The sequence below is a fragment of the Actinoplanes xinjiangensis genome (genome assembly GCF_003148685.1).
GTDB lineage: Bacteria > Actinomycetota > Actinomycetes > Mycobacteriales > Micromonosporaceae > Actinoplanes > Actinoplanes xinjiangensis.
In genome coordinates, this window is the sequence record NZ_QGGR01000012.1 from 22,543 (window position 1) to 47,487 (window position 24,945).

The following is a 24,945-nucleotide window of genomic DNA, read 5'->3' on the forward strand; positions in this document are numbered from 1 at the left end:
GCTGCAACTCCGCCGGTGACGCGTGCTGAGACGCCGCTTCGGGCGATCGTCTTCGACCTGGACGACACGCTCGTCGATCAGGTGACCGCCTCCGGCGCGGCCGTCGTCGCCTGGGCCGCGACACTCGGTGTCACCGGGCCGGACGTGCCCGGCCGCTGGGCGGCGCTGTCCGAGCGGCACTACGCCCGCTACCAGCTACGCGAGATCACCTTCAGCGGGCAGCGGCGCGAACGGGTGCGCGAGTTCCTGGGCGCCGAACTGAGCGATGCCGAGGCGGACGGCCTGTTCGCCGGCTACCTGGAGCGTTACGAGGCCGGCTGGACCGTCTTCGGCGACGCCATCCCGGCGCTGCGCCGCGTCCGGGCGGCCGGGCTGACCGCGGCCGTGCTCACCAACGGCGACGAGGGCCAGCAGCGCCGCAAACTCGACCGGCTGGGCCTGGCACCCGAGATCGATCTGATGGTGGCGTCGTCGTCGCTCCCGGCCGGCAAACCCGACCCCCGGGCCTACCGGCACGTCGTCGACCTGCTCGGGGTCGCGGCCGGAGCGGCGCTGATGGTCGGCGACTCCCTGGTCAGAGACGTCCGCGGTGCCCTGGCCGCCGGTCTGCCCGCGGTCCTGCTCGACCGCTTCGACGCGCACCCCACCACCGACGTACGCCGCATCCGCACCCTGGACGAGCTGACCTTCTGACCCCGCCCCGCGCGGCGGTCCAGCCGGCACGCCGGTCTAGTTTCGAACGGTGCGACTCGACTGGCCCGGCTGCCTCAACGCCCGCGACCTCGGCGGCACCCCGACCCGTGACGGCGGCCGCCTCCGCGACAACGCCCTGATCCGCTCCGACAGCCATGCGCTGCTGACCCCCGCCGGGATCGCCATGCTCCGCGAGCGGCCACCGGCTCTGATCCTCGACCTGCGCTGGCCGCGCGAGTGCGCCGAGGCCCCGAGCCCGTTCGCCGCCGAGGCGTGGTACCGCAACCTGCCGCTGCTCGCCGACCCGCTCGGCTACGACCCGCCCGACGACACCTACGCCCCGATGCTCGACCACAACGCTGAGCGGGTGGCCGCGGCCGTGCACGAGATCGCGGCCGCCCCACCCGGCGCCGTGATCATCCACTGCCACGGGGGCCGGGACCGTACCGGTCTGCTGGCCGCCGTCCTGCTCGGTGTCGCCGGTGTCGCCCCGGACGACATCGCCGCCGACTACGCGGCCACGCCGGGCACCGACGCCGCCGCGATGAGCCACACCCTCCAGCACGCCGAGACCCGTTACGGCGGCGTGGAGCAGTATCTGCTGAGCCACGGCGTCAGCGCTGCCGAGATCACCACGGTCCGGCGCCGTCTGGTGCCCGGCTGGCTGTCACCGTTGTCTCGCGGCGTTTGAGACGTCGGTGGGGGCCAGCCGGATTCGCTGGTGTCCGGCTGGCTGGCTGTCACCGTTGTCTCGCGGGGCTTGAGACGTCGGTGGGGGCCAGCCGGGCCTGTTGACGGTCCGCACAAGCGAACTGCCGCGCCGTGGAGAGCCGGCGCGGCAGTTCGAGCGGGGTGGTGCCTTACTTGGCGGCGGCCGCCTCGTACAGGGCCTCCGGGGTGACGGCGCCGGCGAGGATCCGGCCGTCGTCGGTCATCAGGACCGTGAACAGCGAGCCCGCCAGCAGCTTGCCGCTGCCCCAGGCGCCGCTGACCGGCTGGAGCGTGCCGAGGAACTGCTCGGCCAGCTGCGACGCCTCGGCGCCCTCCGCGCTCTGCTCGCCGGACTTGCCGGTGAACTCGCTCAGGTCGTCGAGCCGCGGACCCTTGGCGACGGCGATGCTGGTCCAGCCCTCACCGACGACCTTGAAGTCGTTCTTCTCGGCGCCGGCCTCACGGGCGGCCTTCTCAGCCTCCGCGGCGGCCTTGTGCGCGTCCTTGCCGGCCTCCTTCGCCATGTCCTCCGGGATGGCCTCCTCGGAGACCTTGGCGCCGGGCGGCGGGTTGAACGCGAACTGCTGGTCGTCCGGCACCGTGAAGTCGATCTGCTCGAACGCCACCCGGATCGCCGGCTTGGTGGTGTTCTTCGCGTAGACGTCGACGCGCAGCGGGATGTGCTCCTTCGCGTCGATCGCCAACCGCACCTGACCGACCAGCGAGTCGGCGTCACGTGGGCTGATCACCAGCTCGTAGGCGTCCCGCCCGGCCACCTCGGCCGCGCCGGTCGTCTCGACCCTGGTGGTGCCGTCGATCGCGGCCAGCGCCGCGTCGGCCGCCTGCTGCGGGCTCACCGCGAGGGCACTCGCCGACGGCGCCGCCTCCCGGGTCGTCGCGCCGGCCGGCAGCTTGACGTGCGTACCGGTGTTCTCCTTGCTGTCCCAGACCCACACGTCGGAACCGTTGCGGATCACGTCGGTCTCGCTGCTCGTGCCGAGCAGGGAGAACCGCATCTTCTCCTCACCCGCATACCACAGGCGAGCGGTGTTGCTCCCGGCGATCAGGCTGGTCAGGTTGCCGCTGCCGCCGGTCGCGTTGCCGAGCAGCCCCGCGATGCCCGGCAACCCGAGATCGGCGCTCTGCACCACGGTGCCGGAGAACCCTGACGGGTCGGCGCTCTGCAGGTCGACGAGCAACTGTGCGGCACTGCGCTCCGGCAGCGCCGGATCGGCGTTCGCCACGATCGTTCCGGCCGCTGCGCCGCCCCCGATGACCACAACCGCCGCAGCCGACGGGATCAGCCAACGCAATGCAGGCCTTGACCTCAACACGGACACGATGTCCACCTCCCGAATCTCTGCCACCACTGTGCGCCGGAGCCGCTGTGATCCGGCTGAGAAGGTCCCCTAGGGGATGGCCCCCGGATAGCTTTATAGACGACAAAAGGGGACTTAGATGAATACCTACCAGGGTCGCCCGTTGCCCCGGCCCGGCGAGGACGTCGTCGATCAGGGGCTGGCCTTCGACCTGGCGACTCTGCGGCGGCGGCAGGCGCTGCGGGTGTTCGGCCTCGGCGCGGTGGCCCTCGGCCTCGGTGGATGCGGCAGGGCGGAGGACACGACGGCGTCGACCGGGATCGGGCCGCCCGGCGAGATCCCGGACGAGACGGCCGGCCCGTACCCCGGCGACGGCTCGAACGGGCCGAACGTGCTCACCGGCAGCGGGGTGATCCGCCGCGACATCACGTCCAGCTTCGGGACCGCGACCGGCAGGGCGGCCGGTGTGCCGATGACCCTCACCCTCAGCCTGAAGGACCTGGCCAACGCGGGCGCCGCCTACGCCGGGCCGGCCGTCTACGTCTGGCACTGCGACCGGGCCGGGGCCTACTCGCTCTACTCCGAGGGCGTCACCGGAGAGAACTACCTGCGCGGCGTGCAGATCGCCGACGACGCCGGCGAGGTGACCTTCACCAGCATCTTCCCGGCCTGCTACACCGGGCGGTGGCCGCACGTCCACTTCGAGGTCTACCCGGACCAGGCGAGCATCACCGACGCGTCGAAGGCGATCGCCACGTCCCAGGTCGCGCTGCCCAGGGAGACCTGCGACGAGGTCTACCAGCAGACGGGGTACGAATCCTCGGTCACCAACCTCGCCCAGGTCTCCCTCGACAGCGACAACGTGTTCGGTGAGGACTCCGGCGCGCTGCAACTGGCGACCGTCACCGGCACCCCGATGAGCGGCCTGGTGGTGACCCTCGAAGTCGGCGTGGACACCACGACCACCCCGACGGGCGGACAGCTCAGCGGGGACGGGGCACCCTCCGGTGCGCCGCCGTCGGGGGGACCGGGCGCACCGGGCGGGGCGCCGCCGAGCCGCTGAGAGATCGCTGAGAGCCGCACCGGGAAACGGGCGCCCACGTGGCAGGGTGTGGGAGTGCGGGTGCTGGTGGTGGAGGACGAGGCGCGGCTGGCTGCCGCGCTGCGACGGGGCCTGCAGGCCGAGGGTTTCGCGGTGGACGTCGCCGCCGACGGTCAGGACGGCCTGGAGATGGCCCGCCACGGCGGCTACGACGCGATGATCCTCGACGTGATGCTGCCGCGCCTGTCCGGCTACCGGGTGGTCCGGCAGCTGCGCGCGGAACGGCACTGGCTGCCGGTGCTGATGCTCAGCGCCAAGGACGGCGAGTACGACCAGGCCGACGGCCTCGACTGCGGCGCCGACGACTATCTGACGAAACCGTTCTCGTACGTCGTGCTCCTCGCCCGTCTCCGTGCCCTGCTGCGCCGCGGCGCCCAGGCCCGCCCGGTGGTGCTCGCGTTCGGTGACGTCGAACTCGATCCGGCGGAACGCCGGGTCCTCGTCGGCGGCGCCGAGGTCACCCTGACCACCCGCGAGTTCGCGCTCCTGGAATATCTGATGCGCCGCCCCGGGCAGGTCGTCTCCAAGACCGAACTGCTCGACCACGTCTGGGACGCCGCCCTCGACACCGCGCCGAACGCCGTCGAGGTGTATGTCGGCTACCTGCGCCGCAAGATCGGCCGCGATCGCCTGGAGACGGTCCGTGGCGCGGGTTACCGTCTCGCCGTCGTCGAGCCGGGCACCCCGGTGGGCTGATGCGCCGCCCCGGCCTGCGCCGCATCAGGGAGCTGAGCCTGCGGGCCCGCCTGCTGCTCGTCTCGGCGGCCGGGCTCACCCTCGGCCTCGCCGCCGGTGGGGTGCTGCTCACCGTCGTCCTCGGCTCCGCGCAGCTGCGCTCGGTGCACAGCGAGGCCATGAACACCGCGCGCGGCGTCGCCGACCTCGTCGACCAGAGTTCGCTGCCCAACCCGATCCCGGTCACCCCCGGCATGCAGGTGCAGGTGATCAACGCGGACGGCTCGATCCGCGCGGTGTCCGCGACCGCCGACCGCCTGGTGCCGATCCTCTACGACCACGAGCTGGCCGACCTGGAGGACGGGGACAGCCGCACCATTCCCGGCGCGCGGATCGGGGAGCGCAGCGACGTCCGGGTCGTGCAGGTCACCGCCGGGCCGCCGACCGCCCCGCTGCGTATCCTCGTCGCCCGTCCCATCGGGCAGATCACCCAGAGCGTGCACATCCTGCGGATCACCCTGCTCATCCTGTACCCGCTGCTGGTGGCGCTGCTCGCGGCCGGACTGTGGCGGGCGCTCGGAGCCGCCCTGCGGCCGGTCGACGCGCTGCGGGCGGGCGCCGAGGAGATCACCGGCGGGACCAGGGCCGGGCGGTTGCCCGTACCCGACTCGAAGGACGAGGTGCACCGCCTCGCGGTGACCCTGAACGACATGCTGCACCGGCTGGATTCGGCCCGCGCGCGTCAGCGTGCCTTCGTCGCCGACGCCGCCCACGAGCTGCGCAGCCCGCTGACCAACATGCGCACCGAGTTGGAGGTGGCGCAGCGGCTGCCGGACGACACCGACTGGCCGGAACTGGCCGAGGACCTGCTCGCCGACGTGCAGCGCCTGTCCCGGCTGGTCGACGACCTGCTGCTGCTGGCCCGCTCGGACGAGGGCGTGCCCAGCACCCGCCTGGAGGAGATCGACCTCGCCCAGTTCGTCGGGGAGGCCGCCGAACGCTACCCGGGCGTCGAGTTCGACGACCCCGGCGTGCGGTTGCCGCTGCTCGTCGAGCCGGACGCCCTGGCCCGGGTGGTGACCAACCTGCTCGACAACGCCTGCCGGCACCGGCGGTCCCGCGTCACGGTGTCGGCGGCGTCCGACGGCCCGCACATGGTCGTCGTGGTCACCGACGACGGGCCGGGCATCCCGGAGGCGGACCGCGAGCGGGTCTTCCAGCGCTTCACCCGCCTCGACGACGCCCGCGCCCGCGATGCGGGCGGTTCCGGCCTCGGCCTCGCCATCGTCCGGGAGCTGGTGCGCCGGCATCGCGGTTCGGTCACCCTCGGCGACGCTCACCCGGGCCTTCGGGTCGAGGTACGGCTACCGAAGTAGTAGAGCCCGGTCACCTGCGGCGGGGTGGCCGTAGCGCCGTCTGCAAGATCAAGCTTTACTACCGGGGTGAATGGATCTCGCGTCTACGCCCGGCTGTGGCATGGGCTTCTCGCTGTCGTGGTGCTCGGCTCGCTGGTCACCCAGATCGCTCTGACGGCGCAGGGATCGCCGGGCCCGGACGGGGTCGTGCAGCCGGTGATCACCCGGTTCGTTCGGCTGTTCAGCTACTTCACGATCCAGAGCAACATCCTCCTGCTGATCGTTTCGGTGACGCTGGCCCGGAATCCCGACCGCGACGGGCGGCTCTGGCGGGTGATCCGCCTCGACGCGGTCCTGGGCATCATCATCACCGGCCTGGTGTACGCGACGGTGCTGGCCGGCACGTCGAACCGGTCCGGTGCCGGCTGGTGGTCCAATCTGGGCTTCCACTACGTCGCGCCGTGGTGGGCACTGCTCGGCTGGCTGCTGTTCGGGCCACGGTCGCGGATGGACCGGCGGACGCTGTGCTGGGCGGTGCTCTGGCCGGTGGCGTGGATCGGTTACACCTTCGCCCATGGTGCGGCCACCGGCTGGTATCCGTACCCGTTCACCGACGTCACGAAGCTCGGCTCCCCGGCGGTGCTGATCAACCTGACGGCGGTGGTGGTGATCACGCTGCTCTTCGGGGCGGTCCTGCGGCTGCTCGACCCGCGCCTTCCGTCAGCCCGTCCGGCCGAGCCGGCTGCTCCCATGGTGCCGAGCCCACGTTCCGGCGTGGAGAGCCCGAGTGCTTCCCAATCTGGCACGAGGACCAGGTGAGCTACCTGGAGACGCCGACCGACGACGGTGGTACGGCGGTCGCCATCGACCACGACGGCCGCGTCACCGGCGACGTATGGGCGCCGCCAGGCCCCGGTGTCCGAAACAGCGGCCCGGGCCGCTGTCCGTCAGTGATCGCGCACGCCGGATCGAGTTCCCGCGTAGCCCCCCGTGTACAGCACGGCCCCGAGGAGGCAGGCCAGGCAGCCGATAGTGACGGAGACCAGGTCCGGGCCCGTACCCGGCAGGTCGGGTTCCGGCCGACCGTCCGGGGGTGGTGGTGACGTCTGCGGCGGCGTCGTTTCCGGCGGGCTGGCGGTGGGCGAAGTGGGCGGGAGGCGCGTGGGTGCCCGGCTGACCGGGACGGTGGGGACCGGCGCTACGACCGTCGGCGGCGCCGGCGGGGTGGTGGGCGCGGTGGGTGGGGTCGGCGCCGAGGTCTCCGGGGTCGGCGACGCGCCGGCCGGTGGGGCTACGGTCACGACGATGGTGCCATAGGCGATGTTGCCGTCCGCGTCGACGATCTCGTAGCTGAACCGGTCGACGCCGGTGAAGCCGGGTTCCGGCGTGTAGGTGATCGTGCCGTCCGGGTTGAGCCGTACCGACCCGTGCTGCGGTTGGCCGACCTGGCCCACGGTCGCCGGGCGGCCCTGCTCGTCGGTGCTGGGCAGCGGTATGTGCACCGGCCGGTCCGATGGTGTGGAGACCTCGCGGTCCGGGGCGGTCGGTGGCTCGCCGACGGTGACGGTCACTGTCGCGCCGGTCTGCGCGCCGTCCGCGGTGGCGGCGGTGTAGGTCAGGACCGCGGCACCGGAGAACCCCTGCGGTGGTGTGTAGATGACCTGCTGGTCGTCGTCGGCCCGGGCCTTGCCGTGGTCCGGTTGCGTCACCGCGACGATCCGCAGGGTGCCGCTGGGGTCCAGGTCGTTGGCGAGCACCGGCACGGTGACGGGGCTGCCGTACGGGGTGAACCGGGAGTCGGCGACCGCGTACGGAATCTGGTAGGTGACCGTCAACGCGACCGTCGCCTCCGCCGTCGCGCCCTGGTCGTCGCGTATCGCGTACCGGAGATGGTCCTGACCGCTCCAGCCGGCCGGCGGCGTGTAACGGACCCGGTCCCCGGCCCGCCTCGCGGTGCCGTGCTCAGGTGTGCCGATCGTGTCCAGGAGGAGGGTCTGGCCCGGGTTGTCGTCGGTGTCGTTGGCCAGCACGTCGATCAGTACCGGGCGATCGGCGAGGGTGGCGGCGGCGTCGTCACGGGCGACCGGGGGCGCGTTGGCGACCTGGACGGAGACCCGCGCGGTGGCGGTGTTGCCGATCGGATCACGGACCGTGTAGCGGAAGGTGTCGGTGCCGGTGAATCCCGGCCGCGGTATGTACCGGACGGTGCCGGGTGTGGGCAGTGTGGTGAATCCGTGCCCCGGCACGGCGGTTCCCGCTACGTCGAGCGCCTGCCCTTCGGGGTCCGCATCGTTGATCAGCACCGCGATGTCCACCGGAGTGGAGGGTCCGGTGCTCGCCGTGTCGTCGGCCGCCGCCGGGGCGGCGTCGATGGTGATCGCCACGGTGGCCGTGTCGGTGCCACCCAGATCGTCGCGCAGCAGGTATTCGAAGGTGTCCGCTCCGGTGGCGCCGGGTGCGGGGGTGTACTCGAACGTGCCCGCCGCGGTCGGTACGGCGGTGCCCCGTGGCGCCGCGCCGGCGGAGTACACGGTCAGTGGCTGGCCGGTGTTGGCGTCGCGGTCGTTGTCGAGCACCGCGAGGGTGGCGATGCCCTGCTGCGCGACGGTGTAAGTGTCGTCGGCGGCCACCGGCGCGGCGTTGCGGACCGTGATCGACACGAGGGTGGCGAAGCCGGCCGTGTGCGGGTCCTCAGCCGTGTAGGCGAAGCCGTCGATCCCGGTGAAGCCGGAGTCGGGCGTGTAGAGCAGGGACCCGGTCTGGCCGGCGGTGACCGTGCCGTGTGCGGCGGCGGTCCAGCCGGAGACGGTCAGCGGCTCGCCGTTGGGATCGCTGTCGTTGGCGAGCACGTCGATGGCGACCGCCGTGTCGGTGTCGGTGACCGCGGCGTCCGGCCGGGCCACCGGGAACGCGTTGACCAGCTCGAGCGTCACGGTGGCGCCCGAGGTGCCGAGGCGGCCGTCGTCGATCGTGTAGTGGAAGGAGTCGCCGCCGGACCAGCCGGGCGCCGGGCGGTACTCGACGAGGCCGCCGCGGACGGTCGCCGTGCCGTGCCCGGGCGGCGTGTCGATCGTGACGGCGAGCGGGTCGCCGTTCGGGTCGTCGTCGTTGGCCAGCACGTCGATCACGGACAGCTGCCCGGTCGGCAGGGTGACCGCCTCGGTACGGGCGGTGGGCGGCGCATTGAGGACGGTGACCGTGATCGTGGCGGTGCCGGTCCCGCCACGGTTGTCGGCGATCGTGACGGCGAACGTGTCCGAGCCGGACCAGCGGTCGTCGGGGGTGTAGGTGAGAGTGCCGTCCGGATTGTGTACGACCAGCCCGTGGGCTGCCGCCGTGATGCCGGCGACGTGCAGCGGATCGTTGTTGGCGTCGGTGGCGCCGGTGAGAGCGCTGAACGTCGCCGGTGTGCGGTAGGCGGTGCTCACGCTCGCGGCGGCGGCCACCGGGGCGGCGTTGGCGACCACGACCGTGATGTGACCGGTCGCCGTGCCCCCGTGGTTGTCGGCGATCGTGTAGTCGAAGACGACGGTCCCGGCGAAGCCGGCCGCGGCCTGGTAGACGACGTCGTCGCCGGACGGGGTGGCGGTGCCCGATGACGGCGGGTCGACACCGGTGAGGGTGATCGGGTCCAGGTTGCCGTCCGCGTCGTTGGCCAGCGCCGGGATCGTCACGCTGTCGGCGTGGGCGACGATGGCCAGGTCGTCGCTCGCGGTGGGCGCGGCGTTCGCCACGTCGACCAGGATCCGGGCGTTCGCGGTGTCCCGGCCGTCGCTGACGGTGTAGCCGATGGCGGCCTGCCCGACGAAGGTGAGCGACGGCTGGTAGGCGACCGTGCCGTTGCCGGCGATGCGGACGGTTCCGGCGCCGCTCTGCGGACCGCTGACCGCGGTCACGGCCAGCGTGTCACCGTTGGCGTCGGTGTCGTTGCCGAGCACCGAGACGATCACCTCAGTGCCGGACGGGGTGGCGTCGGCGTCGTCCCGGGCGACCGGCACGGCGTTGGCGGTCCGCACGGTCACCGTACCTCTGGTGGCGCCGCCGTCCGCGTCACCCAGCACGTAGGTGAACGTGTCGTCGCCGGCCCATCCGGCCGTCGGCGTGTAGGTGATCGTCTGGTCCGCCTCGACCACCGCGGCGCCGTGCCCCGGAGAGGTGCCGATCGACACCGTCAGCGCGTTCGCCGGCCCGTCCGGGTCGTCGTCGTTGCCGAGCACCGCGATGTTGGCCGGCGTCGTGTTCGTGGTCGTCGCCGTGTCGTCGACGGCGACCGGCGCGCGATTGACCAGGAACGTGGCCGTGGCGGTGTCGTTCGCGGCGTCGGTGTCGCCTCCGGTGCCGGTGGTCGTCAGGGTCGCCGCAGGGGTTGCGGAGGCGGAAGCGCCGACCGTCGCCGGGATGATCACGGTGCCCGTCGTGCCGGGCGCCAGCGGCCCGAGGGCGCACGTGACCACCTGGGCGAAGGCGCCGCAGCCGGCGGGCAGGACACCCGGGGTGACCCAGGGCGGCAGGGTCAGCTCGGCGATGGTGGCGTTCTCCGGCACGGTGCCGTCGTTCGTCACCGTCGCGGTGTAGTCGACCGTGCCCGGCAGGGTCGGCCGCTGGAGGACGGTGGGTGCGACCGTGAGGCCGGCGACCAGATCGGTGCCGCCCGCGCTGACCGCGGTGGACACCGCGGCGGCCGGCCCGGAGACACGGACGTTGGCGGTGTGCCCGGTGTAGCTCAGATCGGCCAGGCCGGTGATCGAGTAGCCGGGTGGCACACCGGAGTCCACCCGAACCCGCAGGACCGCCTGCACCACCGCGCCGCTCGGGAGGTCGGCGAGGGTCAGTTCGGTGCGGCCGCCCGCGAAGGTGCCGGCGTCGTCGCCCGCCGCGTCGGTCATCGCGGCGCCCCGTACGCGCATCGAGCCCGGGACGTAGGTGGTCCAGGTCGGCACGAGCGCGGAGATGACCGCGTCGTCGGCGGTGTCGTTGCCGTCGTTTCGGACCGTGATCAGGTATTCGATGAGGTCACCGGGGAGCAGGTCGCCGCCGTCGACGTCGGTGCCCGTCATGGTGGTGGTCATCCGCGGGGCGTACAGGTCGATGGCGAAGGTGACCACACCCGGGAAGTAGGTGTCGTTGGTGGTGGTCAGCGTCAGGGTGGCCGAGGTGGCCGCATGACCGAGCCGGCCGGTCGCGTCGGACTGGTCGATGTCCACGCCGAACAGGTTGGACCAGCCGGGAACGCGGCCGCCCACCTCCGTGCCGCCGCTGCTGACCGTGCTGTTGAAGAAGTTGTCCGCCGGGTTGGCGCCGTCGCTGACCGCGGTGCCGTCGATCTCCAGGCTGTCACCGACCTTACCCCGGTCACCTTCGTAGACGACCGTGCCGACCTCGGCGCGAACGGTCCCGCTGTGCGGGGTCTCGAAGCCGCCCACGGTGATGTTGACGTCGCCGGAGGTGCTGCTCACCGAGCCGTAACCGTCGTAGACACGCAAGGCACGCAAGACCTGCACCGGATTGCGGTACGCGATGGCCAGCGTCCAGCCGGCGTACCGGTCCTGCCCCAGGCCGGCCTGGATGTTGGCCACCCCGTACACGCCGTTGCCGGCACCGGCCACCAATGCCGTCACGTCGGCGAAACCCTGGTAGGCGCCGCTGCCACCGCCGAACATGGTGGACGCCGTCACCGGCTGCCATCCGGCAACGGGAGTACGGAACAGCACGCGGTTGCGGTGCCCCGGCGTCGGGGCACCCGCGCCGGAGGTGCCGGCGGTGGTGTCCGCCGCCCAGTACAGCGCTGCGAACAGCACCGAGCTGCCCGGTGGTACGGCCAATGTGGCGGTGCTGTCGTTGACCGTGGTCACGCCCAGGTCCCCGTCGGCGTCCGCGTTGATCATCACGTAGCCGTTGTTGTCCAGCGACTCGCCTGAGGGCCGCAGACCCTGACGGGCGTTGGGGCAGCCGCCGACCGGGGTGCAGACCAGGTTGGCATTACCGCGCAGCAGGATCGAGCCGTTGGTGTTGGCGGCGTAGCGCAGCGTGAACGGGCTCGTCACCGCGGCCGCAACCGGCCGGGCCACGAGGGACGTTGCGGCCAGCAGGGTGGCAAAGATCAGCAGAACCGCGGTCACGGTCCGGTGCATCGCTCGTCCTCGCGGGTCGCATCCGGGCCCCGGTGACCCGGCGTGATCCCTACGCTAACCGCCAGCAAAGCGGTAATGTCTAATATTACTCGCATATCGGAGAGCGCGGCATGCCGCGCGGGCGCAGGCTCAGGATCACGCCGCCGGGGGCCGTCGATCCGGCACGCCGGCTCTTTCCGGCCTTTCCGCCTTCGCCTCATCCTGGGGACGGGCCCGTATCGCCTTCCGGGGTGTCCGGGATGGCGTGGCCCGCGGCGGTGCGGCTGAACCGGTGGGCCAGATGGGCGAACGCGCCGGTGAGTTCCGCGGGGCCGACGACGGTGATGTCGGTGTCGTAACGGGCGAACGCCGCAGCGAGGCTGGGCCATGACCAGGAGCCGAGAGTCAGCCGGCAGCGGTCCGGGCCGATGTCCTCGACGAGGCCGTCGCGGGTGTAGGTGGCCACGGTGGCTGAGGGCAGGTTGAGGATGACCGTGCCCTGGCAGGGCCACCCGCCGTCGGTGGAACCTCGGAACGTGCTGGTGACGAACGCGGCGACATCGCCTCCGGGCAGCGCGCGCGGGGGGAAGCGGGGCCCGTTGGGAGTGCGCAGGCTCATCCGGTCGACGCGGAAGGTGCGCCAGGCGGCGTGGTCGAGGTCCCAGGCGACGAGATACCAGCGGCCGTCCCGGATGACCACGTGGTGCGGCTCGGCACGGCGGGCAGGACTGTCCGTGATCGTTGAGCCTTCCGTACTGGTCGGGGCCTCCTTGCTGTAGTCGAAACGCAGAGTCTCGCGGGCGTGGACGGCGGCGCTGACGGCCAGTAGGACGGTGCCGTCGACCGGTTCGGCCGGCCGGGTGCTGGGGCGGTCGACGGCGGTGACGCTGAGGGCGGTGATGCGGTTCCTCAGCCGGGCGGGCAGCACCTGCCGGATGGTGTTCAGCGCCCTCCCGGCGGCCTCCGCGAGGCCGCTGCCCTGGGTGGTCGCGGCGATCTGCAGGGCCACCGTGAGGGCGACGGCCTGCTCGTCGTCGAACAGCAGCGGCGGTAACTCGGTGCCCGCGCGGAGCCGGTAGCCGCCGTCCGGGCCCTTCACCGCGGCGATGGGATAGCCCAGCTCACGCAGCCGGTCGATGTCGCGGCGGACGGTGCGCAGGCTGATGTCCAGCCGCTCGGCCAGCACCGTGCCGGACCAGTCGCGGCGGCTCTGTAACAGCGACAGCAGAGCCAGCAGTCGTGCGGAGGTCTTCGGCATGAATCTGATTCTGCCCGTGGTAGGTGACACATCCTGTCACCTACCGCTGCGAATCTTGGCTGCGAGCCGGTGGTCCGGCACATCCCCTTTCTGCACCCGTTTCGTCGGCGACCTTCTCGTCGACAACCCAAGAGGAGTTCAGCATGGCCATCTCCACCACCACGCACCTCAACTTCCGCGGCGACGCCCGGGCGGCGCTGGAGTTCTACCAGTCGGTCTTCGGTGGCCACCTCACCGTCGTCGCCTACGGGGACTTCGGCATGCCGAAGGACCTGCCGGATGCCGACAAGGTCGTCTTCGGCCAGGTCACCGCGGAGAACGGCTTCAGCATCATGGCCTACGACGTGCCCGGCCAGGCTCCCGCCGCAGCGGTGCCGGCGGCCACCACCCGTGCGAACGGCATGACCCTGACCGGGGAACGGTTCTTCGTCTCCGTCCGCGGTGAGACCGTCGAGGAGATCAGCCCGCTGTGGGACGGGCTCGCCGACGGTGCCGACGTCATCGAGAAGTTCGGTCCCTCGCCGTGGGCGCCGGGCTTCGGGATGCTGACCGACCGCTTCGGGGTCACCTGGATCCTCGACGTCACCGCCCCGTACGCCGGCTGACCGCCCGCACCCGGACCCGGTCCGAGGCTGTCGTCACGGCCGCCTCGGGCCGATTCCGGCGGGAACGCCGTCGGCGCATCGGGTCGCGCCGGTCACCGGGTTGTTCGTGATAGGAGTGACCGAGATCTACAGCGGGGCGAGGCTGCCCGCAGTAGCGTGGCGGCGTGTCCTTGAAAGCAGATCTGACCAGCGCCGATCTCAATGAGATCCGGCAGTCCGCTCTCGGCGCCGCCGACCCCCTCGGTGTCGCCGCCGATCTGGCGAACGCCGCGGAGGCCGGGCGTCTCGCCGATCCACAGGATGCGGGCCTCGCGCTGACGCTCGCCGCGGAGATCGCCGAAAGCCGTTCGAAACTCGACGCCGCCCTGCGATATGTGGACGGCGCGCTGGAGGCGTATGGCAAACGCGACGACAGTCCGGCCGCCGGGGCACGGGCGCTGCGAGCCCGGATCCTGTTCCGGACCGGTCGCGGCGATGAGGCGTTCGCCGAGGTCGAGCCCCTGCGCCCGCTGCTCACGCAGTACCCGGACGCCGCCGCCTACATCACCGCCGCCCTGGCGGTCGGCGGCCGCGCCCGCGAAGCCGAGAAGTGGCTGACCGAGGCGGTGCAGCAGGTGGTGGCCGATCGCGGCGTCACCGAGCCGTCCGACCCCGACGACGCCGGGGTGCTGTTCTTCCTGCTTCAGCAGCGGCACCGGCTGCGGCACGCCCTCGGCCTGCAGCACGACACCCACGACAACCTCGCCGAACGGCTGGAGACCAAACTGGCGAACGCCGGTACCCGCTCCGCTGCCGTCCCGGCGGACGACCTGGTGTTCTGGCCGCGGGCGGAGTTCGAGCGGCTGGTCAAGCAGACCGACGCGTACGGCGCGAGCTGGGACGATCACCGCGCGCGCCTGGAACACGAACTGGTCCGGCAGGCCGGTGCGGGCCGTACCGACCTGGCGCTGCTGCCGGGTTCGGTCGACGCCCTGACCGCCGAGGCGGGAGTCGGCGGCGACCCGGCATCTGCCGAGAACCGCGCTGCCTACGCCCGCAAACTCTCCACCCGCACAGTCCGTCTCCCCTGGCCACCGGAGCGCAATGCGGCCTGCTGGTGCGGTTCCGGCCTCAAGTACAAGAAGTGCTGCCTGCCGCGTTCGCGCAGCTGACCTGCCGCGACATCACGACGGCCCGGCCCACCAGCCGGGCCGTCGGTCCACTGTCTCCGCTCCCGGAATGGGTGCGGAGCGCGACCTGGTCGGGCGGGTTTCGGTCATCGTCCGGTTCCGGCCTGGCGGTGTGAGCGGGGGACCGGGTGGATGCTGGTCAGGCTTGGCTTCCGGCTGAGATCGGGGTGCGTGCCGAGGTCAGCGGGTTCCGGCCCACTCTGCGCAGCACGCGAGCGGCACGCGTGCCCGAATGAGTGGTGAGTGCACGCAGGAGCGCAGCCGTGTCCTGCGGCCGGCCCGGACCGTTCCTGAGCAGGCTCTTGAGCGGCACAGCGTCGTCACCGGGTTCGGCTGCGGCTGCGGCTGCCAGGTCGCCACGGTTCACGTCGGTGAGCAGGGCCCGGGTGCCGTTGTAGCGATCGGCGGCACCGCCGGACAGGTGCGGGTAGGCCTCGGCCACCTCGAACGTCGTCACCATCGCGAGCAGGACGTCATCGGTGCGCGCCTGCCGGCCGTGCTGTTTCGCCAGCTCGTCAGCCTCCAGCGACGCCCACATGACCGGCTCTGCCGCGTAGTTGACGTTCGTCCGCGTGAACATCGACGTCAGCAGGTCGCGCAGGCCCCGACCGCGGTACTGCCGGCGGCCGACCAGTTTGTCCCGGACCGGCCACAATGGCGCGGGCAGACGCTCGGCGCGGGCCGGCAACTGTCCGGTTCGCAGTGCCCGTCGCACCCCCTCGACATCAGCGCCGCAGAACCGCAGCAGGCTCATCGCCCCGGTACCCGGGTCGTCGAGGATGGTGGCCAGCAGCTGTTGCGACGTCCGATTACCCGAGTGGTACGCGGCGCAACGCACCAGCGCCGCCCGCAGCCCCGCCGTCAGCGCCAACGTCTCGTGACCGCGGAGAACCGCGGCCACCGGAGGCGCCGGACCGTCGCCGATCACACGGTCCCGCAGCACCGCACGAAGCACCGCCGGCGTGACGTCGAAGGCGTCGAGCAGCGCCGTGACCTCGGGCGCCGCGCCGGCCATCCCGGTCAGCAGGTGAACCGTGCCGAGCTCGTCGCGGGTCATAGCCCGGGCGGCGGCGAGAACTGCGGGAAACCGGTCATCCCCGGTGAACGTGACAGCCATGCCGAGAAGGCTAGGGACGACAGCCGCCCGGCACTTCTGCCTATGAGCCGAACTCACCTCTACCAAAGGGCATAGAGCCGACGCTGCGGCCACCGGTCGCCGAGCGCCTTGCGCCGGCGCAACCTCGGACAGGTTGCCAGCAACGAGCGAGCCGGACAAGGTACGACCACGAGCCGGCCGCACCCACGCCTCGCCCCTGTGGAACCCATCCGGTGACCGCCCACAGCACAATCAGATGGCGACGTGGCTACACGGACAAAGGACGCGAGCCGCGGCCGAAAATTGCAGCCGAAACCTCGGAGATCGAGCTCGGATCCGGAAGGTGATGAGTAGGAAGAAAGGTTCGGAGGAAGATTATCGCCGCCCGCGGCACGGCAGCAACTCGGCATCTGGACCGACCCGGTATCGCCGAGTGAAACCGCAGCCGTCGCTCGACATCGTCCACCCGCATTCGTGCGGTTGATGCCGTGAGTTGGTCGAGGCAGGCTCCGCGGGCGCACTCGTGCGCCGAGAAACGCGGTAGCAGGTGGCCGGACGTCCCTTGCCTCTGCGGCCGTCGATCGTCGCTCTGTTCCGGCAGGTGTGATCACTGGCTGAACGACTGCCGTCGGCTGAACCGTCGCCGCGGGGATCGTCGGCTCCGACTTGACCGAAACCGCAGGTCGAGGCGTCCTGCGAGAGAGTCCGGTCGGCTGCGGCGCGGTTCGGGTTGGCTGCTGCGTGGTTCGGGGCCGCTGCTGCGCAGCAGGGATTTCCCGCTCGCGCCTCGCCGTTCGCGCATCTGCGACCCGCAGGTCCGCTGGGTGCGTGGGGCCGCAGGTGGTGGGCCCGGGGCGGCTCGGGTGGAGACGGCGAAGCTTCTCAGCATGGCGGCGTTGCAAGCCCCAGGCGCGGTGCCTCTCATGTTGCCGACGGAATTCGTTGCGTTCCGCTGAATAGTTTCGGGACGCGGTCCGGTCGCGCATGGAGGCGATTTCCGCCCTACTGAACAGCGATCCCTGAGCCATGCATAAATTGTTCCCCATCTCGCACCGAAAGTGTCAGATGTCGATCATGCCAAAATGCTCTTCCGCGACTTCTTCACGAGTTCCTATCGAGATGCGGACCTAATTCCGGATGAACGGAGGCGAACCCGTCGCGCGGAAGCAGAGGTGCATCGGACGGAAGGCAGAAGTGCGGTCAGCGGCGATGGCGCGGCGGCAAGGGCGAGGGTGGCGCGGGGTGAAAGGCGGAGAGGCGAACTGGCGAAGCGTGCGCGCGGGCGCGGCGGCGTGGGCGGGAGAGTAAGGCGCAGCGGCGAAGGCGCGATGGCATGAGCGCGGCGGCGTGGGCATGGGCGCGGTGGCGTGGGCATGGGCGCGGTGGCGTGGGCATGGGCGCGGCGGCGTGGGCGGGGGACGGTGAGGGGCACTGGCGAAGGCGCGGTGGCAGGGGAATGGGCATGGGCGCAACGGTGCGGGACGGGAGGGCAGGGGCACTGGCGAAGGTCAGCCGCGGCAGCGGTAGGCGACCTGCGTGCCCACCTGGAGCGGGGACGGTTCGATGATGTTGATGGTGGCGGTTTCGGTGGCTGTGCCGACGCCGCTGAACGTCCATTTGAGGGTGAGCGCTGCGGTGCGCTGGCCGCTGCCGACCTGCTCCGTCAGTACGGCGCCCGGTGGTGCGTCCGAGCGGAACCACTGGTAGCGGATCACGCCGCTCCTGCCGTTGGTGCGCACGGTGGCGACCACGTCGACGGTGGTGTCACAGCGACTTCCGGCAGGTTGAGGTACGGCCACCGTCACGCCCTCCACCTCGAGCGGGCTGAGTCGCTGCCAGATGTAGAACCCGACCACCCCGATCAGGGCCAGGGTCAGCAAGGTGGAGATCAGTGACACCAGTCTGCGCCACAGCGGCCGCGACCGTTCGGCTGTGGCGCCTCCCGGCCAGGCAGGGGCTGCCATTGGGGTCGCCGGCACTCCGGGTCCGAAACGCAACTCGTTGTGGGCACGAACGGTAGGCGTCGAGTCGTCGGGATGCACCGTCGGAGCAGATCGCCCGCCGTGGACCGTAGCCGGAACCACCGGATCCGGCCCGGACAGATGCACGGTCCGGTCGGTCGAACCGATGCCGACCGTCCGACCGGGATCGTCGAGGTGTGCTGACGGACCACCGCCATGCCCGCTGCCGTCACCAGGACGAGCGGTGGGCTGGCCGAAGTAGGCGCCGTCGAGGTGCACGGTCGGTTGCCCGAGCTGCGCGGTGGGCTGCCCGAAGTAGGCGGTGGCATCGCCAAGGTGCGCGGTGGGTTGGCCAGACGGAACGGTGGGTTGCCCAGGTTGGGCGTCTGATCGGCCGAGGTGCGCGGCGGGCTGCCCGGGTCGGGCGTCTGGCCGGCGGAGGTGCGCGGTGGGCTGACCAGGTCGGGCGTCTGATCGGTCCAGGCGCGCGGTGGGTTGCCCCGGCTGCGAAGCCGGTTGACCGAAGTAGGCGGTGGCGCCGTCGAGGTGCGCGGTGGGCTGACCAGACTGCGGGGAGGGATGCCCGAGGCGCGTGGTGGCGTCGCCGGAAGCGGCGGGATCGCCGGGACGTGTGGCCGGCCTGTCGAGGGGCGCGGCCGCACCGCCGAGATACGTGGTGGGGCTGCCGAGGTTCACCGTGGGGCCGGGCTGGTCGGCGGCCGCCCACGGGTCGCCGGGTGACGGCAGCGTGTGGTCGTCGAGGGGTTCCTCCGGGCGGGTCACGCCGACCGTCCCCGCGTCGAGGCGAAGGTGAGCACCGGCGTACTCCTATCCGGGAGTGCAGTAGTTGTTGAGGGTCACGTAGGCCGTGGACGGCGACCGGCCCGAATTGCCCGCGGCGTCGACGGCGACCACCGAGATCGGGATGCGGGTGGTGGTCCTCGGGGCCGGCAGCGGGCCGAGAGTTCCCTGGAAACGGCCCCGCCCGACCGATTTCATCGTGACGGTCGACGTGCCGCCCAGGGTGTACCGGAAGGTGACCGTCAGCGCGGCCGGCCCGCTCACGTCGTCGGTGACGGTCACCGAGACGGTGCTGCTGCGGGCACCGTACGGGCAGCTCTCGCCCTCGATCACCGTCGGGCTGGTGGCGGCGGTGCCGACGGTGGGCGCGGTGGTGTCGGTCGGGGTCGGCGAGGTGCCGGCCGACGCGCTGGGTGACGACGATGCCGAGGGGGAGGACGACGACTTGCCGGGTGTGGCGGTCGGCGACTTCGTGGGGGTGCTGCCGTCCGCCGGTTTCGTGGTGGTGGTCGCGGTGGGCGTACCGGAGGTGCCCGGTGTTGATGTCGTGGAGCCGATCGGGGTGGCCGAGACGACCGGGGGCACCACGCCGGACGGGCCGCCGACCGCGGGCGCGACCGTGGCCGGGCCGGTCTGGCCGCCGCCGACGGTCGTGTTCTCCTCGGCGGCGGCGGCGTAGCGGTAGCCGACGCCGCCGATCAGCAGGGCCACCACGATGGCGCCGCCGGCCACCGCGGTCCAGGTACGGCTGCCGCGGGCACCGCCGGAACCGCCGCTGGAGCTGCCGGCCGTGGCGCCGAGGGTCGTCGTGGCGACGGCGGTGGCGCCGGCGTTGCCGTCCGGGAACGGCCACAGTGCGGCGAGCAGCGCGGCCCGGCGGGCGAGTTCCCGCAGCCCGCGGTCCTCCCAGTCGGGGCCGTACGCCGTGCCGGCCACCTGCTCCAGGATGTCGAGGAAGGCCAGGGCGTGCGGGGGCCGGTCGGCGGGCTGTTTGGCCAGGCCCTGCCGGAGCAGGTCGTGCACCGGCGCCGGGGCCGGGTCGGTCGGGATGGGCGCGTTGGCGTGCTGGTCGTGCAGGGCGAACAGGTTCGTCCCGTCGTACGGCGGCCTGCCGGTCAGACATTCGAAGAACGTGGCGGTGGCGGCGTAGATGTCGCAGGCCGGCGTGGCCGGGGCGCCCGTCCACTGTTCGGGGGCCATGTAGCGGGGCGTGCCGGTGACGACCGTGCCGGTGCCCTGGCCGACCGGCGTGGCGATGCCGAAATCGGCGAGCTTGCTCCGGCCCTCCCCGGTGACCAGCACGTTCTCCGGCTTGTAGTCGCGGTGCACGACACCGTGGGTGTGCGCCGCGGCCAGCCCGGCGAGGGAACCCTTCAGCACGCACAGTGCCGCCTCGGGGGTGGTCGCGCCGTGCTCGCGCAGCATCTGCCGCAGCGACACCCCGTTGACCAGCTCCATCACGATCGCGGCACCGTCGGCGGACTCGACGTATTCGTACAGCCGGGAGACGTACGGGTCGTCGATCTCGCCGAGCAGCTGCGCCTCGCGCCGGAACGCGGCCCGGAACGAGGCGTCGTCGCCGAGGACGTTCGTCAGGTACTTGATCGCGACCGCGGTGCCGGTCTGGTCGTGCGTGGCGAGCACGACGCTGCCCGACGCCCCGGCGCCGAGCTGCCGGACGGGCGTGTATCCGGACAGCTCCCAGCCGCTCATTCGCGAAACCCCACCGTCAAGGGGCGGATGCTCGCCTCCGCCGCGCCGATCATTCTGGTCGTGACCAGGCTACAAAGCATCCGCACATCGGGTGCTTTCGATGACCGGAAGGGCGACCCCCTTGAGGTACGGGGTCAGGCGACGTCGATGGCGTCGATCTCGGCGAAGTTCGCGCCCTTGCCGTACGAGAGGGTGTTCGTGCCCGCCCGCAGGGTCACCGGGCGTTCGCTGACCTGCCAGTTGTCCCAGCCGGTCACCGGGTAGTCGACGGTGCCCGCGGCGGCGCCGTTGACGGTCAGGGTGTGGCTCGCCGCGCCGGCGTCGGATCCGTTGGCGTAGCGGGTGTGCAGCCGGTACTCGCCGGCCCGGGGCACGTGGACGGTGAAGGTGACCCGGCTGTCGTCGAAGTCGACACCACCGACGACGGCTCCGCCACTGGCGCCGCCGGCGTACCGGGCGTTGGCGCGGGCGAAGTCGGCGTCCTCGGCCTCGTAGCGGATCTTGGCGCCTTCCACGATCGGCCGGGCACCCTGCCAGTCGAGCCGCCGCGAGTACATCGCCCGGTAGGTGAAGTCGGCGTTCCAGCCGTGGAAGACGATCCGGTCGCGCCCGTCCGGCCCGGTCACCACGTCCTGGCCACCGGGCCCGCGCACGGTGCCGCCGAACGCGTCGGTGGTCATCAGGGGTGCCGCGGCCTTGGTGTACGGCCCGCGCAGGCTCGTCGACGTGGCATAGCTGCTCATGTAGCTGCCGTTGCCGAAGAAGTTGGCCGAGTAGAACAGCACGTACGTCCCGCCGCGTTTCCACAGCGTCGGCGCCTCGACGAGGGTGCCCTCGAACGGCTTGTTCTGCTTGATCAGGGCGGTCTCGGTGCCGGTCCGGCGCAGTCCGTCGGCGCTCACCTGCTGGAGGCGCAGCCAGGTGTCCTGCCGGCAGCAGTTGCCGTCGTTCTTCCACAGCAGATAGCGGCGCCCGTTCTCGGCGTACGAGGAGGCGTCGATGGCACCACCGATCTCCGGGGTGCAGACCAGGGCGGTGTCGCGGGGAACGAACGGCCCACCCGGCGTGGTGGCGGTGGCCGCGCCGATGCACTGTTTGCCCGAGGCGCGATCGTGCGCCGTGTACCACATGACGAAGCTCCTCGGCCCGGTGGCGAACACCTCCGGCGCCCAGACACCGTGATCGGTGGATCCGCCCGGCGGGAACGTCCAGTCCGGGTCGGCCCAGGCGCCCAGCGCCGGCAGTGCGTCGCTGTCCTGCACCGCCCAGGTGGTCAGGTCGGTGGAGGTGGCCCACCTGATGTTGCGCCCGTCGCTGTTGGTCGCGTAGGCGTAGTAGGTGCGCCCGACCTTCATCACGTCCGGGTCGGCGAAGTTCTGATCGATGACCGGCCCGGCCGCGGCCGTCGTGGCGGGGCCGGTCGGGGCGGCCGGGGCGGTGAACAGGCCGGCGGTCATGACCAGGGCGGCCAGGACGGCATAGGGCTGGATCATGGGAGTCTCCACGGGGTCGGTGGAAAATCATCATGGTCATTTCCGGCAAGTTTCTGTCAAGAGAACACCGTCGATCAGTCTCGGTGGGATCGTCGTACGCTTGCCGGGTGAACATCGGCAAGGGTGACATCGCTCCCGACTTCGAACTGCCCGACCAGGACGGCACGCTCCGGCGGCTGACCGATCTGCTCGCGGACGGCCCGGTCGTGCTCTTCTTCTACCCGGCGGCGATGACCCGCGGCTGCACCGCGGAGGCCTGCCACTTCCGTGACCTCGCGTCGGAGTACCGGGCGGCCGGTGTCCAGCGGGTGGGCATCAGCAGGGACCCGGTGGAGAGGCAGAAGCAGTTCGCCGACGCGCACACCTTCGACTACCCGCTGCTCTCCGACCCGGAGTCGACCGCGATCGAGGCGTACGGGGTGAAGCGCCGGCTGAATCTCGGCGCGCTGAGCACCAGGCGGATGACCTTCGTGATCGGGACCGACCAGAAGATCCTCGACGTCATCCACAGCGAGCTGGACATGAACCAGCACGCCGCCGACGCGCTGCGGGTGGCGGCCGCCGCCAAGGCCTGACCGGGTCACTTCTCGAAGCGGTGGAAGGCTGAGCAGAGCCCGGCCAGCGCGAGCGCGAAGACCGGTAGCCACAGCAGGCGATGGACGGGCCAGGCGCCGGCCGGCTCGTCCAGCAGGCCGGGCAGCCGTCCGAGGGTCATCCCGGCGAAGGTGACCAGCAGCAGGGCGGTCTGGTGCCAGCAGTACACGGTCATCGCCGCCAGGTTCAGCGCGGCGATCGGCGCCCACACGAGCGGTCGCCGCAGCCAGGCCGCGAGCCGGTCGCGGACCAGCAGGAACACGCCGAGCTGTGCCGCGGCCAGCGCCAGGGCGAACAGTGACGGCGGGTCGAGGTTGGACCAGCCGTCACCGGGGACACCGACCGCACTGGCCGGATAACCGGCCAGCAGCACCAGCCCGGCGCCGGCGGCGATGCCGCCCGGCAGCAGGACCGGACCGGCCCGGCGGGGGAGCACTCCCTGGGCCAGCGCGATGCCCAGCAGGTACGGCGCGGCCCAGCCCGCCACCGTGGCCACCGGATGCAGCCAGTCCGCCGTGCCCAGGTGCCGGGTGACGTCACAGGCCGCGACCAGCGCGACCGACGGCATCAGCGACCACAGCCCGTAGCGGGTGACGGCGGCCCTCAGCAGCGGAGCACACCCGGTCAGCGCCAGAAAGACCAGGAGAAACCACAGCGGGTGTACGAGCAGCGACCGCACCACGTGCAGGGTGCTCTCCGGCGCACTCATGGCACTCAGCAGCAGCCAGGCCGGCACCCAGACCACGGCGAGCACCGCGACCGGACGGGCCAGGCGGGTGAACCGGGTGGCCAGCCACGGCAGCGCCCGTCCCCGGCTGCCCCGCGCGGCCGCGTACCCGCCGGCGAAGAAGAACAGTCCCAGGGTCTGCAACAGCCACGTCGCCGGGATCAGCGCCGGCCGGTCCGCCAGCGGACTCGCGCCGTGCCAGGCCGCGGGCCGGGCCGGGTCGCTGACCACCGCGGAGACCAGCCAGTGCCCCAGGACCACGCCCACGATGGCGACGGCCCGCAGTGCGTCGATCGTCCGGTCCCGGTGCGCCGGAGTGGCGGCCTCGATCCGTGCCACCAGGCTCATCGCGCGTCTCCGGCGAGCGGGTGGGCGGCGGTTCGGGCGAGCGGGTGCGCGGCGGTTCGGGCGAGCGGGTGGGCGGCGGTTCGGGCGAGCGGGTCTCCGGCGATCCGGGCGAGCGCCGCCAGCGAGTCGGTCCCGGGCGACAGGTAGTGGTCGTGGTCGTGGACGTCGTCGGTGGCGAACGGCCGGGCGCCGAACTCCGGGTCGGTCGGCCGCGTCCCGTGTCCCAGTTCGGACATGCGTCCGGCCGGCACCCAGCCGATCCAGTCCCCGTCGCTCTGCCCGGCCCACACCCGCGCGCCGGTGTGCAGGGCGGTGACGTCGTCCACGCCCATGCCGGGGCTGCCGAACACGGCGATGTCGGTCACCCGCGGGCTGAGCCGGGGTGCGGCGTGCCCGATCACGGTGGACCCGTAACTGTGCCCGAGCAGCGCGATCGTGGCCTGCGGGCGGACCGCGACGAGCCCGTCCACGAACGTCACCAGCGTGTCGGCGCCGGTCCGGGCCAGGTTCGCGCGGGCCGCCTCGTCGACACCCTGCGGTGTGTCGTAACCGAGCCACGCGATCACCGCGAACCCGCCGGAACCCGCGCCGGCCCGCTGGAGGTCGGCCGCCCACACGGCCGGTGACCGGTATCCCTGCCCGCCCACGCCGCGCCAGAAGTTCTGCAGCCGGTTGCGCATGCCCGGCACGATCACCGCGATCCGCCGTGCGGTCGGCAGGTCACCGAAGACCTGGGCGACCCGGCCCCGCCCGCGCGGGTCGAAGAGCAGGTAGTCGCCGTCCGGGCAGGTGATCCCGGCCGCCCGCAGGGACTTCCGGTTCGCCTCGTAGCGCAGGCCGGGCGGGGCACCGTCCAGGTTGCCGACGACACCGGGATGCCCGGCGGCCAGGGCGCGCCGCTCGTCCTCGGGCCGGGCGGCGAACCAGGCACGGGCCGCCCGCGGGTCCAGCGGGTAGGGGTGTTCGGCGTGCCAGGCGGCGATGCCGACCGGGGGGAGGGCCGCGGCGGTGGCGGGCGGGGCGAGTACCGAACCCGCGGCCGGCGCCACGATGACCGCGGTGACCGCCAGGATCGTCCGGAACCGTCTGATCAGATGCATGGCGTCACCGTGCCGGGACGGCGGCGCCGGCACATCGGCCCGTGGATCACAGCGGGGGTGGCCCGTGGGCGTAATCCCCCGGGCCGATGCCGGTGGATCTTTGCGTCGATACAGT

The 24,945-nt window shown here is 72.1% G+C and carries 18 protein-coding genes; 9 read left to right on the top strand and 9 right to left on the bottom strand.

All coding sequences use genetic code 11. The annotated features are described in order from the left end of the window. Window positions 1-15: 15 nt before the first annotated feature. The gene (locus BC793_RS25540) at window positions 16-693 is read left to right on the top strand and encodes an HAD family hydrolase (RefSeq protein ID WP_109596516.1); all 678 of its coding nucleotides are present in this window, start codon (window positions 16-18) and stop codon (window positions 691-693) included. A 49-nt stretch (window positions 694-742) separates the two neighbouring features. Further along, a complete protein-coding gene (locus tag BC793_RS25545) occupies window positions 743-1,384 on the top strand; it encodes a tyrosine-protein phosphatase (RefSeq protein ID WP_109596518.1) in 642 nt (213 codons plus the stop codon). A gap of 169 nt (window positions 1,385-1,553) precedes the next feature. Here the strand turns inward: BC793_RS25545 and BC793_RS25550 are convergent, their stop codons facing one another. After that, the gene (locus tag BC793_RS25550) at window positions 1,554-2,744 is read right to left on the bottom strand and encodes a LolA family protein (protein ID WP_109596935.1); all 1,191 of its coding nucleotides are present in this window, start codon (window positions 2,742-2,744) and stop codon (window positions 1,554-1,556) included. 118 nt (window positions 2,745-2,862) lie between these two features. Here BC793_RS25550 and BC793_RS25555 point away from each other — a divergent pair, with 118 nt between their 5' ends. From BC793_RS25555 to BC793_RS25570, 4 genes are all read left to right on the top strand, one after another. Continuing rightward, window positions 2,863-3,786 (top strand): dioxygenase family protein, encoded by a 924-nt coding sequence (locus BC793_RS25555; protein ID WP_109596520.1) that lies wholly within the window; start codon window positions 2,863-2,865, stop codon window positions 3,784-3,786. 54 nt (window positions 3,787-3,840) lie between these two features. Then, window positions 3,841-4,521 (top strand): response regulator transcription factor, encoded by a 681-nt coding sequence (locus BC793_RS25560; protein ID WP_109596522.1) that lies wholly within the window; start codon window positions 3,841-3,843, stop codon window positions 4,519-4,521. 53 nt (window positions 4,522-4,574) lie between these two features. Further along, entirely contained in the window at window positions 4,575-5,876 is a 1,302-nt protein-coding gene (locus BC793_RS25565) for a sensor histidine kinase (RefSeq protein WP_373871209.1), read from the top strand. Between the two features lie 66 nt (window positions 5,877-5,942). After that, window positions 5,943-6,674: a Pr6Pr family membrane protein gene (locus BC793_RS25570; RefSeq protein WP_109596526.1), complete on the top strand. Its 732-nt coding sequence runs from the start codon at window positions 5,943-5,945 to the stop codon at window positions 6,672-6,674. Window positions 6,675-6,802: 128 nt separating this feature from the next. Here the strand turns inward: BC793_RS25570 and BC793_RS25575 are convergent, their stop codons facing one another. Then, on the bottom strand, window positions 6,803-11,986 hold the full coding sequence (locus tag BC793_RS25575) for an Ig-like domain-containing protein (protein ID WP_109596528.1): 5,184 nt from the start codon (window positions 11,984-11,986) through the stop codon (window positions 6,803-6,805). Window positions 11,987-12,182: 196 nt separating this feature from the next. Beyond that, on the bottom strand, window positions 12,183-13,223 hold the full coding sequence (locus BC793_RS25580) for a helix-turn-helix transcriptional regulator (protein ID WP_109596530.1): 1,041 nt from the start codon (window positions 13,221-13,223) through the stop codon (window positions 12,183-12,185). A gap of 143 nt (window positions 13,224-13,366) precedes the next feature. On the opposite strand from BC793_RS25580, the gene BC793_RS25585 reads away from it, so the two are divergent. Further along, window positions 13,367-13,828, top strand: coding sequence for a VOC family protein (locus BC793_RS25585; protein ID WP_109596532.1), 462 nt, complete (start codon window positions 13,367-13,369; stop codon window positions 13,826-13,828). Window positions 13,829-13,992: 164 nt separating this feature from the next. Further along, on the top strand, window positions 13,993-14,979 hold the full coding sequence (locus tag BC793_RS25590) for an SEC-C metal-binding domain-containing protein (protein ID WP_109596534.1): 987 nt from the start codon (window positions 13,993-13,995) through the stop codon (window positions 14,977-14,979). Between the two features lie 157 nt (window positions 14,980-15,136). Here BC793_RS25590 and BC793_RS25595 read toward each other — a convergent pair whose 3' ends face one another. From BC793_RS25595 to BC793_RS25610, 4 genes are all read right to left on the bottom strand, one after another. Beyond that, window positions 15,137-16,114, bottom strand: a complete 978-nt coding sequence (locus BC793_RS25595) for a Clp protease N-terminal domain-containing protein (protein ID WP_146246443.1) — start codon at window positions 16,112-16,114, stop codon at window positions 15,137-15,139. A gap of 1,487 nt (window positions 16,115-17,601) precedes the next feature. Then, entirely contained in the window at window positions 17,602-17,991 is a 390-nt protein-coding gene (locus BC793_RS25600; protein WP_203896134.1) for a hypothetical protein, read from the bottom strand. Between the two features lie 891 nt (window positions 17,992-18,882). Continuing rightward, window positions 18,883-20,568: a serine/threonine-protein kinase gene (locus BC793_RS25605; protein ID WP_109596537.1), complete on the bottom strand. Its 1,686-nt coding sequence runs from the start codon at window positions 20,566-20,568 to the stop codon at window positions 18,883-18,885. Window positions 20,569-20,702: 134 nt separating this feature from the next. After that, entirely contained in the window at window positions 20,703-22,061 is a 1,359-nt protein-coding gene (locus BC793_RS25610; RefSeq protein ID WP_109596539.1) for a family 43 glycosylhydrolase, read from the bottom strand. A 107-nt stretch (window positions 22,062-22,168) separates the two neighbouring features. On the opposite strand from BC793_RS25610, the gene BC793_RS25615 reads away from it, so the two are divergent. Beyond that, window positions 22,169-22,636 (top strand): peroxiredoxin, encoded by a 468-nt coding sequence (locus BC793_RS25615; RefSeq protein ID WP_239169916.1) that lies wholly within the window; start codon window positions 22,169-22,171, stop codon window positions 22,634-22,636. A 5-nt stretch (window positions 22,637-22,641) separates the two neighbouring features. Here the strand turns inward: BC793_RS25615 and BC793_RS25620 are convergent, their stop codons facing one another. Together BC793_RS25620 and BC793_RS25625 are read right to left on the bottom strand one after the other, a co-directional pair. Beyond that, window positions 22,642-23,730: an acyltransferase family protein gene (locus BC793_RS25620; RefSeq protein WP_109596543.1), complete on the bottom strand. Its 1,089-nt coding sequence runs from the start codon at window positions 23,728-23,730 to the stop codon at window positions 22,642-22,644. Beyond that, complete coding sequence (locus BC793_RS25625; RefSeq protein ID WP_146246444.1) at window positions 23,727-24,830, bottom strand: alpha/beta hydrolase; 1,104 nt, start codon at window positions 24,828-24,830, stop codon at window positions 23,727-23,729. The genes BC793_RS25620 and BC793_RS25625 overlap by 4 nt, the downstream gene beginning before the upstream one ends. Window positions 24,831-24,945: the final 115 nt, after the last annotated feature.